Below are 13174 nucleotides of genomic sequence, written 5' to 3' on the forward strand. Positions count from 1 at the left end.
GAGGAGAGAATATAATGTTATATCCGATAAATACAGCAACTCGAAGCGTCATTGATCTAAGTGGGATATGGAATTTTAAGCTGGACAAGGGTACAGGCTTTCAAGAAGAATGGTTTCGTAGGAAATTAACGGATACGATTCCGATGGCTGTACCTGCTTCTTATAACGATATTGGGGTGACGAAGGAAATACACGATCATGTGGGCTGGGTGTGGTACGAGAAGGTAATCAGTGTCCCTGCTGTGCTGCAAAGTGAAAGAATCGTGCTTCGTTTCGGTTCAGCGACCCATTTGGCTAAAGTATACTTGAATGGAACCTTCGTGTTAGAGCATAAGGGGGGATTTTTGCCCTTTGAACTAGAAGTCAATGATTTTATCAACCAGCACGAGCTTCGGATTACAGTGGCTGTGAACAATATTATAGACGAAACGACGTTGCCCGTTGGCATTTATACAGAAGAGGAATATGAAGGGATCGGCAAAGTAGTACGAAACATTCCCAATTTTGATTTCTTTAACTATGCAGGTCTTCAGAGGCCGGTCAAGCTTTACACCACGCCAAGATCGTATATTCAAGATGTAGTGATTACAACCGATTATCAAGGCAAACAAGGGATTGTCAATTACAACGTCATTCAAGTAGGTGAAGACGCTACTGTAAAGGTGGCGATCATCGATGAAGCCGGGAATCTATTGGCATCGGGAGAAGGAGCTCAGGGGCGTCTAGAGCTTGACGATGTTCAATTATGGGAGCCATTACAGGCGTATCTATATACGCTGAAGGTTGAACTTCTGCAGAGTGGAGGTATCGTCGATGTTTATGAGGAGCCTTTCGGAGTGCGCACCGTCGAAGTAAAGAACGGGCAATTTTATATCAATGAAAAACCGTTCTACTTCAAGGGCTTCGGTAAGCACGAGGATTCGCCGATTCATGGACGTGGATTTGCCGAAGCAGTGAACGTGATGGATTTCAACCTTATGAAATGGACGGGAGCCAATTCCTTCCGTACCTCTCACTACCCTTATTCAGAAGAATTAATGAGGCTTGCTGATCGAGAGGGCTTTGTCGTTATTAATGAAACGCCTGCTGTGGGTGTACATTTTAATTTCCATGCGACGGAAGAGATGGTCGGAAAAGGTGAAGGCACTTGGGAAAGAGTAAAAACCTTTGAGCATCATCAGGATGTGCTGAGGGATATGATTGCGCGTGATAAAAACCATGCATGTGTTGTTATGTGGTCGATCGCTAATGAAGCGGCAACAGAAGAGGTTGGAGCTTATGAATATTTCAAACCGCTTGTTGATCTGACCAAAAATACGGACCCGCAGTCTAGACCTGTGACGATTGTAACCTATATTGGCTCCACGATCGACCGTGATCAAATTTCCGATATCATTGATGTTTTAGCATTTAACCGTTACTACGGATGGTATGATTATACCGCTGATTTAGAGGTAGCCGAAGTGATGCTTCGAGCAGAGCTTGAGGCTTGGAAGAAGCGCTATCCTAATAAGCCAATGATTATGACGGAATATGGCGCAGACACGGTCGCAGGGATGCATGAAGTGAATGGTGAATTATTTACGGAAGAGTTCCAATGCGATTACCTTCGCATGAGCCATAAGGTATTCGACGGTATCGACACCTTTATCGGCGAGCATGTATGGAATTTTGCTGATTTTGCAACTAGCGCTAGCATTCGCAGGGTGAATGGGAATAAAAAAGGCGTCTTTACTCGTGAAAGAAAACCAAAGGCAGCAGCACATGAATTACGCAAACGTTGGACAGATATTCCAGACTTCGGATATAAACCAATGAAGTAGGGAGCACAAATTTATTATCAATAATAAAAATCCTCAGAGACTAGGAACTGACCCCCGTTTTTGAGACAGGGATCAAAACACCTTCTATGCAACCAGTTTCCGAAATTCAATCGGAGACTGGTTATTTAGTTTCGCTTGAATGCGAAAATGGTTATAATAATAAATATATTCTCTGACTGTCTGTTCAACGATTGCAGTCGTCGTACAGGTCAAACGGTCGAGATAGAATGTTTCGCACTTTAGAGAGGCGTGAAACGATTCAATGGGGGCATTATCAGCGGGTGTACCTTTACGGGACATGCTCATGGTAATGCCTTTTTGTTTTACCGCATCTTGGTAAGTATTCGATGTGTATACCGAACCTTGATCGCTATGTAATAAACAATCGGAGGGTAACTCTGGAAGCTGATTCAGTGTATCAAGTACACAATCTGTATCTTGTTTCGAACGGATGGTATAGGCAATGATTTCACCGTTATACAAGTCTTTAATACTCGAAAGATACAACATCTGCTGTCCAAATGGCAAGTAAGTAATATCCGTAACGAGTTTCTGAAGGGGACGTTCTGCCTTGAATTCACGTTTAAGTATATGTTCTGCCACGGTGGATGGTTGTCCAATTAGGTTGCGTTTCTTAGGCTTTACACGGCATTGTAAGCCATATTGCTGCATAATACGTTGTACAACTTTGTGATTCACATGAATGGTCCGATTGATCAACGCTGTAATTTTACGATAACCTAATCTAAATTTATGTGACATACAGTACTGACGAATAAGCATAACAAGTGTTTCATTTTGCTCGCTCTTCTGATGTTTCTTCCAACGATAATACGTCGCTCTTGATATGTTTAATATCTCACAAACTAGTTTAACAGGCAGCTCTACATGATGTTTGATAAAGCTAGTGGCTACCTCTCTATCCACGTCCTTTCCCACGCTTTGTACTTTTTTAGCACGTCTATTTGTTGCTTTAAGAACCGAATCTCTGCGTGTAATTTTTCCGTTTCAGAAGCAAACTCCGGACCTTTTCCATACGAATATTGTTTCCCTACAGGCTGATCTAAACGGTGAAGCTGACCCTCACGATACCATTTCATCCATATTTTTAGTTGACTTCTATTTCGGATGTTCAGTTCTTCCATCACTTGTTTAACAGGGAACCCCTGAAGTCTCATTTCTATTGCTTTCATTTTAACTTCAACAGGATAACTTACTCTTGTGCTCATAAAAAATACACCTCCAAGTTGTACTCATATCTTACGACATGATTTACATTTCTTGAAGGTGTTTTGATGTGTCTCACGTTATGGGGTCAGTTCCCTATGCTCTGAGGATTTTTTTGTATTGTACACATCTCATTACCAATAAATTTTCAGAATATCCGCCTTGCTTACGGGAATCTTATTAGGGCAAGCAAAAAAAATTAGGAGGAATTAGATAATGAAAAAAGTATGGTCTTTAGCTGTTGTCTTTGCTTTAGTTTTTTCTTTAACATCAATCTCGGCATATGCATCGAATAACAATCCAATGGATCATAAGCAATCGAGAGCGTCAGATTCAACGAAGAGCAACATGAATAACTACAGAGCAAATGACGATGGTAATGTTAATGGAAATGCTAATAATGAACTTAGAGCGAACAACAATAACAATATGATGAATAATCAAACGGGTAGATACAATGCAAATTCGACTAACTACCGAGCTACTGCTGTAGATAACGACAGAGGCACGGATTGGGGCTGGCTTGGTCTTCTTGGTCTGACTGGTCTGTTAGGTTTGAGAAGTCGTTCGAGAGAGCGTACCTAACCATTAATACGAGGTAACAAAAAAGGGACGGTAGTCTGTTCATCTAATGATTAGATGATTCGGACTCCGTCCCTGTATATTGTATAAACAGTTATTACACTAAAGCTCCACTCTTATCAGGGATGTTGTTTATATCAAGCTGATTCATCTCACAGAAGTATTCCAGAAAGCGTTCTGCTTGTTCGATGTTTTCTTTATCTGAACTTGATGCGATGATATCCTTTAAAATTTGAGCAGTCCAAACATTATCGAAGTAACGGAACTTACCAGAATTCCAAGTCATTCTATGAGGAAAGTTCTTGTTAACGTAATAATTCCAGAAGTACATTGTCGCTGCTTCCTGTTCTGAGAGCTTGATTCTAAATTCAGCATGAGCTGGGATCATTCCATCATTAAGCTCGTCGCCGACAAATGATTCAGTTACCATATAGAGGCCAAGTATTCGTCTCTCTGTTTCCGGTTGGTCCGAATCTCTTGCAGTAAGGAGACAGGCACTATTCGGACGCAAACGAGCGACTTTATTTGGCTGACCTTGATTCGCTCCGTTTTGAACCTTGCCACTAGACACTTGCCAATCGTTAAATACAACCTGCTGTTCTTCTTCATCCAGCCATAGCACAATTTGCGAGCTCTCGTGAATTTTAAGGTTCTTAATTTTGTCTCTACGCTGCTGCTCAAGCACTTGCTGCTCAATTTCCTCTTTCAGTTTTTTCTCTAATGCTTGTTTTTCTATTTCCTTTTCGGCAATGATTTTCTGTAGATTCTTCGCGGTATCCTGGTCATTTAGGCTAATAAACGTCTCAAAGGCATCGGGATATACAAATTTTTTAATACCATCATTAAAATGAACAGTAATGACGGAATCATTTTGTTCCACGATATTGCCATTACCAAAGACCTTATGGGTTATTTCTTTATTTATTAAGTTCACAGAACCACTCTCCTCATATAATATTTTTGAAAGCTTGTTTTAATTGAAATTTGAAGAAATGGAGTGTGAAAATGGTTTTCTAAATCAAAAAAACCGCACTCAAATTCTGTCATGAAGAAGTTGTGCACGATTAGCGAATATTATCTCAAAATTCATATAATACTATCTTACCATATAATTTAAATTTTTTCAAATCTTAATATTGACAGGGATTATTCGGTATCGTATAATTAAATATTTTTCGTTTAAGGTGCGAAAGAGCAATAAAGATGAAGCCCAGCATTATTTCATCCATAGCGTCATAATGATCGAATCGAGCAGCTTTGTCTAGTAATATTACAACTAGGATGATATTATAATTCTAATGAACAAAAAATCCATTTTTTGTATAGTTGTATGTAATAAGCCCAGCTATGAATTCTGCATTTTAACTTTATATTAGGAGGGAGAAGTACTATTGGCAAGATTTAAGATATGCTCTGTGCAAAGTCTATTCTATAAACAACAATAGCGGTTGTTTGTATAGAGCTAATAAGATGAAGTGACCGCTTAAATCGTCGTTACAGTGATAAATGTTGTAGTGTAGACTTTGCTACCTTTAAAATTTAACAATTTTAAGGAGCGGAGCTATCATGAAATATGTAAATGCTGATATCATCTTCCCAGAAGAATTACTGATCGAAATACAAAAGTATATACAAGGTGGAATGGTTTATGTCCCTAAACCAAAAGGTATGCATAAGAAATGGGGAGAAAATTCAGGCAGCAGAGAAATTTTAAATGTTAGAAATGATGAAATCCGGCAAAGTTTTTTTGGTGGTAACACAATCGAACAACTTTCGGACCAATTTTGTCTTTCTATTGATAGTATTAAAAAAATTGTTTACTCAAAAAAAATAGTTTAATTAAAAGCTGCGTTGGCTAGAAACTCCAACGTGGCTTTTTTGTATAAAAAATAGTTTAAATGGTTTGCTATATATATCTAACCCTTTGCTCTCGTTATTATCACATATAGTAGATGTAAGTTAATTTACTTTATAAAAGACCAAAGGGGCAGGGGGGAATATATGATTGATTTTTTTAAATTCGATACCGATGAAGAAAGACGGGCGCTATTAGTCAGAGCAAGGAAAGTCGCTCTATCAGCAATTCAGCAGTATGACTTAGAATGGGAGCGTATTCAATTTATTCAATTATCCGGCACGATTACGTATAAAATTGAAACCAACACAACTGGAAATTATTTACTTCGTATCCATTCGGATCGATTGAGCAGAGAGGAAATCCTTTCGGAACTCCTACTTTTACAAGTACTGAACGAATTGAAAGGTTTATATGTACCAGAAGGAATAGCTAGTTGTGATGGTAATTACGTATTGGACATCGAAACAGAAATAGGATATAGACGCCCTTATGTAACGATGATGCGGTGGATAGAGGGCGAACATGCAACAGGAGACTTTACCGATAGCTGTGCTTATAACATCGGCGTATTAATTGGTAGACTCCATGCAGCAGCCAGAAATTTTGTTTCACCCTCTGATTTTGTAAGACCTATTTGGGGAGTAGAAAGCTTTAAACGTGATATGGCTAAGTTGGAATGTTATTATGAACGTTTTTTATCCGAAGAGGGATGGGAGCTATATCGAGCGGGAGCCAAGAAGGTTGTGTCCCAACTTGCTACTATGCATCCAAGTGAACATAACTATGGGCTCATTCATGCTGATTTACATACCGGTAATATGGTCTTTAAGGAAAATCAGCCCTATCCGATTGATTTCGGCAGGTGTGGTTACGGGTATTATCTCTACGATATGGCAGGCACCCTATTAGAGCTATGGCCTAAACATCGATGGATGCTTATCCAAGGCTACGAGAGTGTTAGAAAGTTGGAATCGGACTATACTCAGGATTTGGAATGTTTTTTCATCATGTTCATGATTGAGAATTATAGCCATCATGCCTCAAATCCAAGAGAAATAGCTAGTTTAATCGAGGAACAACAGTACGCTCTAGCGTACTTAAGAGAGTATTTGAATGGGAGGTCATTTTTATTTAAGGTGGTCGAGCCTGTTAGCACAAATAGCAATCGTAATACGCCTATAGAAAGCGACGAGAATGAAAAATAGAAAGAGGAGCTCAATATGAATATTAACCTTCAACTCAGTACTGCTGATAATAAGTTTATTATCAATAACATCTACCCACTCTATTTGCACGATTTATCCGAAATATGGGGGAACAAGCCCAATCGTTTTGGCATATATGAAGATAACGATATGATGACGTTGACCGAGCAAAATACAGTGTTTGATATCTGGTGGGAGAAGCCATCAATATTGTTTCCATTCCTGATCACGGTTGATGATGTACCCGCGGGACTTGCTTTCGTTGCAACCCCGCCATATATACCATGCCCGCCGAATATCAACTATTATTTGAATGAATTTTTCCTCTTACGCCCTTTCCGCGGTAGTGGAGTGGGGGAAGAAGCAGCTAGGCAGGTCTTTAATCGGTTTAGAGGGAATTGGGAAGTTCAGACAGCCAAAATGGAGCGAAATGTGAGAGCACAAATGTTCTGGCGTAAAACGTTAAATGCTTACACAAATGGACAATATTCAGAAGTGAGTGGGGAGTATCCGGACGCAGAAGATAAAATAATATTTCGCTTTACTAACTAAATACCGGACTCCATATCAGTTATTAAAAACCTAGGGGAGATATAAGTTATGAAGATGATCGGTCATCCCCTAGGGTTCCTTTCTTGAAAGAGCTTGACTAAAAGATTTATTGCTTAGTAATCATCCAAGTGACACCAAACTTATCTGTGACTTCACCATAATGTGCACCCCAAGGCTGTAGAGCGAAAGGATACCTCTTCTCCCCATTCTCGCTTAGCTTTTCATAAGCCGTTGATGCTTCTGTTACATCATCATAGCTCAAAGAAATGCTGATGCTTCGGTTATAGTTAACCGGTTCGAAGGAGTCAGCCATCATTAGCGTATTTGTTCCCGCTATTGTTAAAGCTAAGTGCATAACTTTATCCTTCATCGCCTCAGGTGTTCCTGGTGTTTCACCGAATGTAGTAAGAAATTGAATTTCGCCACCAAGTGATTGAATGTAAAAATTCGCCTGACTTCTTGCATCCTCTGACATCAAATATGTGTTAAGTTGTACTCCCATAAATACTAACCATCCTTTACTTTTGTTTTTTTGACTTTCATGGCATACGACAAAATCACTTTGACACAATGAACCACACTACCTTCTAATCTTAAAGATAACCCCTTCACATGTATTTAACTTTACAACTGTAAAGTTATAATTGGATTTTATAACATAACTTTACAGTTGTAAAGTAGTGTTTGTATAGATTTAAAACTAAATTGAATTATGGGGGCGTATCCATTAAAATGACAGGAAGACATAACGGAAAGGTGATTGTAATGGGAGAAATTCGTAATGCTGAACGTACACGTAAATCGATACTCTTAGCTGCGAGAGAGGAGTTTTTCGAGAAGGGGTTCAATGGAACGAGAATTGAATCTATAGCTAAACGCGCAGGTATAAACAAGCAATTAATCTATCATTATTTTAAGAGTAAGGACGAGTTAATGAACGAAACCATTACTGATTTTATACAGTCAATGCCATTGGGTACTTTTACATTACCTGTTAATCCGGTAGACATTGCAGAATTTCGATATAAGGCCAACATTTCCAGTTTATTGGATTTTCTGAAATATACAGCTTGGGAAGCCGTCGAAAAACTACCTGAGAACAAAAACGGTGAGGATAGCAGAAGACATGTGCTTCATTCATACAATGAGGATATGAAGTTCAAACAAGAAATGGGACTTGTTCCACAGGAGTTGGATCCATCACTGATTACTCTGATGATATCCAGCCTGACGATCTATCCCACCATATATAGTAACGTAACAAAAATGATCACAGGCTATCATGCTGAGGATCCTGAGTTCCAGCAAAAGTGGGCACAATTTTTGCGAGTAATTAGTGAACGTATATTCAAGGTAGACAGCAATGAGTCGTTATAAATTCGCGCAATAAGAGATAACCATGTCGATAACATCATCAGATAAAGTAGGCAGAAGCTTTGAGTTCGCCCTACTCTATTCTTTCGTTTATGTGGAATTAACGTTATACTTAGTGATGAAGGCGCCAGATGCTTTCTTTATTATGAGTCATATGAGGTGTTATTCGTGATCATCAAATTCATTCGTTTGCGTTAATGAGAGGTACAGTCTGTTAAGCTCAAGTCATTTTTTACTATGACGCTTGGGTTTATTTAGCTGTGCCTTTTTCATTTGCACAATTCGAATGAATGAGGTGTTTTTTGTGTTGTCTAAAAACGAAAGGACAGTTCTTTTCTCAAAATATGAAGATATATTTCAATGCCCGATATGTAGGAACGCGATGTCGCTTGTAGATCAGAAGAGTTTCATTTGTACCAACAATCATTGCTTTGATCTTAATAAGAAGGGGTATGTTAATCTTCTAACTCACTCCCTAAAAACAAAATATGACAAGGCGATGTTTGAAGCACGTAAAGCAATTAGTGCAAAAGGTTTTTTTGAGCCGTTGTTGGATCGCATTTGTGTGATGATGGCAAGTGAGCAATTATTAACGGATTCACAATCACCAATAAAGATATTGGATGCTGGCTGCGGTGAAGGTTCACATCTGACGTATACTCTGCAGAAATTAATAGAGAAAGCTGATCGTGAGGTGTTCGGGGTAGGGATAGATATTGCCAAGGAAGGAATAACTATTGCCTCATGGGGAGTTTCCGATACAGTTTGGTGCGTGGGGGATCTTGCAAAAAGTCCGTTTTCCGATAAATCGTTCCATTTCATCCTAAATATATTATCACCCGCTAACTACTCTGAGTTTCATAGAATGCTTGACGATGAGGGGATGGTTGTAAAGGTAATCCCCGAGAGAAAGTATCTTCAAGAGCTAAGGGCGATATTATATAAACAATCTGATAGATCAATTTATTCAAATGAGCATACGATAGAGCATTTTAAACGTAATTTTAACCTTGTTGACTTCCAGCATGTTCAATACAGGGTGACGATGGAGCATGAGGATATTGAAAAATTGGTGCATATGACTCCATTATCTTGGGGTGCACCGGCAGAGCTTGTACAGCAAGCCTTGGCTAAAAATAAATTAGAGATCACTTTTGACTTTTCAATTATGCTTGGTAGAAAATGATTGCTGGTGTATGTAGAAGGAGAAAAGGCGCATGTATTCCATGCGCCTTTTCCTGCGAGCGGCAACCGGTGTAGATAATGTCAAAGTTTAACACAAGTCGATTTCAGAATGTTGCCTTCTGATTCAGCTCGGATGAGAGCTCTGTTAATAGAGTAATCGCCACAGATAAAAGGTGGCATACGATTCCCACCCATTCCATTTCGAGAAAATTTCTTTGATTTGTTCAATTGAAGGTTTACTCTCTACGTTCATTGCGAATTTAAGCGCGTTGTGTAAACCTACATCAGCTATAGGGATAGCCATAGGGAACCGCAAACAGCGCATGAGCACATAATTGGCCGTCCACGAGCCAATGCCCCTTATGCTGGTTAACTGCTTTTCTGCATCTTCATATGCTGAGTTTTGTAGTACTTCCCGTGATAGTGTGCCACTCTCCATATGCTTAGCCACACCGATTAAATATTCCGCTTTTCTAGCGCTAAACTGAAGGGGAATCAAGTCTTGAACAGACAACGAAGCAACCTTCTGAGAGGAAGGAAAGCTCCAGAAGCGTTCGTGCTCAATCTCAACAAAGGTGCCAAATCTCTCAACGAATCGTCTTTTCAACGTATAGGCAAAAGTAAGGTTGATTTGCTGTCCGATAATGCCCCAGCAGATCGCCTCGAATAGATCGGGTATGCCGATGTTGCGAAGTCCGTGAAATCTACGGACCGGTATATGTAATATTTCATCAGCAAGTGCTAATTCATAAAAAGGCGTCAGATCGGTATGTAAATCGAACCAATCGATTACATATCGGACCGCATAGTCTCTAATCGCTTGATATCGAGGAGTTATATCAGGCTGTCCGAGAAAGCGCAGCCTAAAGCAATGCTTGTCATCGTAGCTAATCTCGACCACAGCTGCCTCTTGCCCAAGCTGTAACCCTTTATAAATTCGCCCATCCTTGATTACGTAGAGACATTCTCCCTTGGCACTAGAGAGGTAGTCTAGGTTATGCGTGAAGTTGAAATCGTTAGGTAGCTTTACTTTCATGATTAGGCCTCCTTTGCTTCTATACCCCTTACTACATGTTTTAACATAAATGCTCCAACATATCGCTTCAATATCTTGCTTTTATATTCCTATTGACTTACATCGTGGACAGCGACGGGTATAATAACTATGAGGTGATGATGGTGAAGCCCGAACGAATATCAAGTGAAATATGGAACGCGATCGTAAGCAATGATGGCTCCTACGACAATAAGTTTTTTTATGCAATCGTCACAACAGGGATCTTCTGTAAACCATCCTGTAAGTCGAGGATTCCTAATATGGAAAATGTCTATATATTTCATAATGCGACCGATGCACTCGAGGCAAATTTCCGTCCTTGCAAAAGATGTAAGCCAACCGATGAGCATCTGCCTGATCAAGCATGGGTGAATCAGATTATGAAGTATATACATGATCATTACACAGAACCACTTACGTTACAAACAATCGCTGACATGTGCCACGGTAGTCCTCATCATCTGCATCGAACCTTCAAGCGAATTAGTGGAATCACTCCTACGGAGTACATTCAGCGACGAAGAATCGAGAAAGCCATCGAAGCCTTGCTTGAAACGAATCAATCGGTGCATGAAATTTCCAGGTCGGTAGGGATACCGAATACTCCTTATTTCATCACCTTATTTAAAAAAATGACGGGCAACACACCGGGCGAATATCGATATTTATATAGAAATGCTCAGACGGATAGGAGGTAACCTAATGCTAGATGCAGGTAAATTTACAGTGTTTTGGTCTTGGGTTAAATACGAGGAGAAGAAATTAATTATAGCAGCTACAGAAGATGGACTGTGCTTCGTTGGGTCACCCAATATGGACGATAAGGATTTGGCAGAATGGGTAAGCAGGCGGAATCCAGATGGTGTGCTGATTAGAGATGACGTAAAATGTGAGCCGTATGTTCATCAATTGGCCCAGTACTTTAAGGGCGAAAGAACAAGCTTTACGATCTCTATGGATCTTCGAGGAACGGCGTTCCAGCGAGAGGTATGGGAAGCACTTCTTCATATTCCCTATGGTCAAACTCGATCCTACTCAGATATTTCTAGCCAAATTGGTAGACCGTCTGCAGTAAGAGCAGTAGGGGCAGCGATTGGTAAAAACCCACTCTTAATTACAGTACCTTGCCATAGGGTCATTGCCAAAAAAGGAGCACTTACCGGGTATAGAGGCGGCTTAGATATGAAGGAGAAGCTACTAGATATGGAAGCACAACTACTTTAAGAGGGCTGGTTAACTCCTAGGCTTAAGGCGGGGCTTAGACTGTTCTTAAGACGGTTATGTTAGCCTGATCGGACGGTTATAATGGGTTCATAACTAAGAGCGTGAGCTAATGAATCCAAAGGAAGTGTTTAATGATGATGTCATCGGAAGCGAGTGCCCAAAAACCGACAGGTAAAGTAAATTGGGTGCTTTTTAATCCTAAAACGTATGCAACCATTCTTTATTTCTTACTGGCATTGCCGTTAGGGATTATCTATTTTACGATAGCGATTACTGGACTTACTCTATCGATCGGTTTAACTCCGATATTTATCGGAATTCCTCTATTTTTCGGAGTGGCAAAGCTGCTAAATGGGATTGTAAGCTTTGAACAAAGCATGATTCGCCAGATATTAGGCTTACCAGCTGCCCCTGCTCCTTATATTAGCAATGAGCAGTCTGTAGAAGGACAAGGCTGGTTTATGCGAATGGTGAGAGGCTTCGATGGCGGGTTATTCATTCGAAATCTGCTGCTCGTATTATTAAGATTTGTAACGGGCATTGTGTTCTTTTCAATTACAGTAACGGTTATTGCACTAGCGCTTGGTTTTATTGCATTGCCTGTCGTGCATATTATATTAATGAATGAAATTAAGCTTGATATATTAGAGCATAGCTTGTTCACTTATTTTCATATTGATTGGACCTACAATCAGCAATATCTATTTTACGTAGGTGCTGGCCTCGTGCTGTATTGGATTGCACTTCGTGTCGTAAACGGACTAATGCAAATTCAACGCAAAATGATGTATGTAGATGAACCATACCAGCAAGCTCAACAGGCAGATCCCTATTATGAGCAAATGCAATCGTCGGTTCAACCGCCACCATATTATGAGCAGACTGTGGAACAGCCGACTCAAGAATTTATGCAGCCAACCTATAGAGAGCTTTAGAGCTCTCTTTTTTCGTTTAAATGCGACTTTACTCATTTAACTAAGGGGCTATACACCTATGCGGAGTCGCGGATTTGTTACTTCTTGTTTATTGACGGACATCCAATTTTTACATTATTATACATTGGATGCGACACGCACGCATAATTTTC

General features: G+C 39.9%; 14 protein-coding genes. 10 read left to right on the top strand and 4 right to left on the bottom strand.

All coding sequences use genetic code 11. The features are described from left to right. Positions 1 to 14 precede the first annotated feature (14 nt). A complete protein-coding gene (gene uidA / locus NSQ99_RS07495; protein WP_340835987.1) occupies positions 15 to 1823 on the top strand; it encodes a beta-glucuronidase in 1809 nt (602 codons plus the stop codon). An 84-nt stretch (positions 1824 to 1907) separates the two neighbouring features. Here uidA and NSQ99_RS07500 read toward each other — a convergent pair. Further along, positions 1908 to 3052 (bottom strand): IS3 family transposase gene (locus NSQ99_RS07500; RefSeq protein WP_340835988.1). Its coding sequence is split into 2 segments (ribosomal slippage): positions 1908 to 2779 and positions 2779 to 3052, totalling 1146 coding nucleotides; the frame shifts between segments, so codons are not numbered across the junction. 214 nt (positions 3053 to 3266) lie between these two features. Here NSQ99_RS07500 and NSQ99_RS07505 point away from each other — a divergent pair. Next, positions 3267 to 3635, top strand: coding sequence for a WGxxGxxG family protein (locus NSQ99_RS07505; RefSeq protein ID WP_340835990.1), 369 nt, complete (start codon positions 3267 to 3269; stop codon positions 3633 to 3635). 94 nt (positions 3636 to 3729) lie between these two features. Here NSQ99_RS07505 and NSQ99_RS07510 read toward each other — a convergent pair whose 3' ends face one another. Next, positions 3730 to 4566: a malate synthase gene (locus NSQ99_RS07510; protein WP_340835992.1), complete on the bottom strand. Its 837-nt coding sequence runs from the start codon at positions 4564 to 4566 to the stop codon at positions 3730 to 3732. 632 nt (positions 4567 to 5198) lie between these two features. On the opposite strand from NSQ99_RS07510, the gene NSQ99_RS07515 reads away from it, so the two are divergent. The 3 genes from NSQ99_RS07515 to NSQ99_RS07525 all read left to right on the top strand — a co-directional run bounded on the left by NSQ99_RS07515 (position 5199) and on the right by NSQ99_RS07525 (position 7247). Continuing rightward, positions 5199 to 5471, top strand: coding sequence for a CD3324 family protein (locus NSQ99_RS07515; protein ID WP_340835993.1), 273 nt, complete (start codon positions 5199 to 5201; stop codon positions 5469 to 5471). Between the two features lie 162 nt (positions 5472 to 5633). Continuing rightward, the gene (locus NSQ99_RS07520) at positions 5634 to 6695 is read left to right on the top strand and encodes a phosphotransferase enzyme family protein (RefSeq protein ID WP_340835994.1); all 1062 of its coding nucleotides are present in this window, start codon (positions 5634 to 5636) and stop codon (positions 6693 to 6695) included. 15 nt (positions 6696 to 6710) lie between these two features. Further along, positions 6711 to 7247: a GNAT family N-acetyltransferase gene (locus tag NSQ99_RS07525; RefSeq protein WP_340835995.1), complete on the top strand. Its 537-nt coding sequence runs from the start codon at positions 6711 to 6713 to the stop codon at positions 7245 to 7247. A 106-nt stretch (positions 7248 to 7353) separates the two neighbouring features. On the opposite strand, the gene NSQ99_RS07530 is transcribed toward NSQ99_RS07525, so the two are convergent. Further along, complete coding sequence (locus tag NSQ99_RS07530) at positions 7354 to 7749, bottom strand: VOC family protein (RefSeq protein WP_340835997.1); 396 nt, start codon at positions 7747 to 7749, stop codon at positions 7354 to 7356. Between the two features lie 230 nt (positions 7750 to 7979). Between NSQ99_RS07530 and NSQ99_RS07535 the strand changes: the two genes are divergently transcribed. Together NSQ99_RS07535 and NSQ99_RS07540 are read left to right on the top strand one after the other, a co-directional pair. Continuing rightward, positions 7980 to 8624, top strand: a complete 645-nt coding sequence (locus NSQ99_RS07535; RefSeq protein WP_340835999.1) for a TetR/AcrR family transcriptional regulator — start codon at positions 7980 to 7982, stop codon at positions 8622 to 8624. Between the two features lie 304 nt (positions 8625 to 8928). Continuing rightward, positions 8929 to 9807 carry a putative RNA methyltransferase gene (locus NSQ99_RS07540; RefSeq protein ID WP_340836000.1) on the top strand — a complete coding sequence of 293 codons (879 nt, stop codon included), beginning with the start codon at positions 8929 to 8931 and terminating at the stop codon, positions 9805 to 9807. Positions 9808 to 9951: 144 nt separating this feature from the next. Here the strand turns inward: NSQ99_RS07540 and NSQ99_RS07545 are convergent, their stop codons facing one another. Then, the gene (locus tag NSQ99_RS07545; RefSeq protein ID WP_340836001.1) at positions 9952 to 10842 is read right to left on the bottom strand and encodes a DNA-3-methyladenine glycosylase 2; all 891 of its coding nucleotides are present in this window, start codon (positions 10840 to 10842) and stop codon (positions 9952 to 9954) included. 137 nt (positions 10843 to 10979) lie between these two features. Here NSQ99_RS07545 and NSQ99_RS07550 point away from each other — a divergent pair, with 137 nt between their 5' ends. The 3 genes from NSQ99_RS07550 (at position 10980) to NSQ99_RS07560 (ending at position 13022) form a co-directional block, all read left to right on the top strand. Beyond that, positions 10980 to 11561 (top strand): bifunctional transcriptional activator/DNA repair enzyme AdaA, encoded by a 582-nt coding sequence (locus tag NSQ99_RS07550; RefSeq protein ID WP_340838754.1) that lies wholly within the window; start codon positions 10980 to 10982, stop codon positions 11559 to 11561. Positions 11562 to 11565: 4 nt separating this feature from the next. Then, positions 11566 to 12087: a methylated-DNA--[protein]-cysteine S-methyltransferase gene (locus NSQ99_RS07555; RefSeq protein WP_340836002.1), complete on the top strand. Its 522-nt coding sequence runs from the start codon at positions 11566 to 11568 to the stop codon at positions 12085 to 12087. 134 nt (positions 12088 to 12221) lie between these two features. Next, positions 12222 to 13022 (top strand): sensor domain-containing protein, encoded by an 801-nt coding sequence (locus tag NSQ99_RS07560; protein WP_340838755.1) that lies wholly within the window; start codon positions 12222 to 12224, stop codon positions 13020 to 13022. Positions 13023 to 13174 lie beyond the last annotated feature (152 nt).

It is taken from the genome of Paenibacillus sp. FSL W7-1287 (assembly GCF_038004245.1).
GTDB classification, from domain to species: domain Bacteria; phylum Bacillota; class Bacilli; order Paenibacillales; family Paenibacillaceae; genus Pristimantibacillus; species Pristimantibacillus camelliae.

Bases quoted from the DNA above. Each gene is read 5' to 3' on its own strand.
- NSQ99_RS07545 (WP_340836001.1), bottom strand. From the start codon at position 10,842: ATGAAAGTAAAGCTACCTAACGATTTCAACTTCACGCATAACCTAGAC.
- NSQ99_RS07520 (WP_340835994.1), top strand. From the start codon at position 5,634: ATGATTGATTTTTTTAAATTCGATACCGATGAAGAAAGACGGGCGCTA.
- uidA (WP_340835987.1), top strand. From the start codon at position 15: ATGTTATATCCGATAAATACAGCAACTCGAAGCGTCATTGATCTAAGT.
- NSQ99_RS07530 (WP_340835997.1), bottom strand. From the start codon at position 7,749: ATGGGAGTACAACTTAACACATATTTGATGTCAGAGGATGCAAGAAGT.
- NSQ99_RS07555 (WP_340836002.1), top strand. From the start codon at position 11,566: ATGCTAGATGCAGGTAAATTTACAGTGTTTTGGTCTTGGGTTAAATAC.
- NSQ99_RS07560 (WP_340838755.1), top strand. From the start codon at position 12,222: ATGATGTCATCGGAAGCGAGTGCCCAAAAACCGACAGGTAAAGTAAAT.
- NSQ99_RS07525 (WP_340835995.1), top strand. From the start codon at position 6,711: ATGAATATTAACCTTCAACTCAGTACTGCTGATAATAAGTTTATTATC.
- NSQ99_RS07505 (WP_340835990.1), top strand. From the start codon at position 3,267: ATGAAAAAAGTATGGTCTTTAGCTGTTGTCTTTGCTTTAGTTTTTTCT.
- NSQ99_RS07515 (WP_340835993.1), top strand. From the start codon at position 5,199: ATGAAATATGTAAATGCTGATATCATCTTCCCAGAAGAATTACTGATC.
- NSQ99_RS07550 (WP_340838754.1), top strand. From the start codon at position 10,980: ATGATGGTGAAGCCCGAACGAATATCAAGTGAAATATGGAACGCGATC.
- NSQ99_RS07535 (WP_340835999.1), top strand. From the start codon at position 7,980: ATGACAGGAAGACATAACGGAAAGGTGATTGTAATGGGAGAAATTCGT.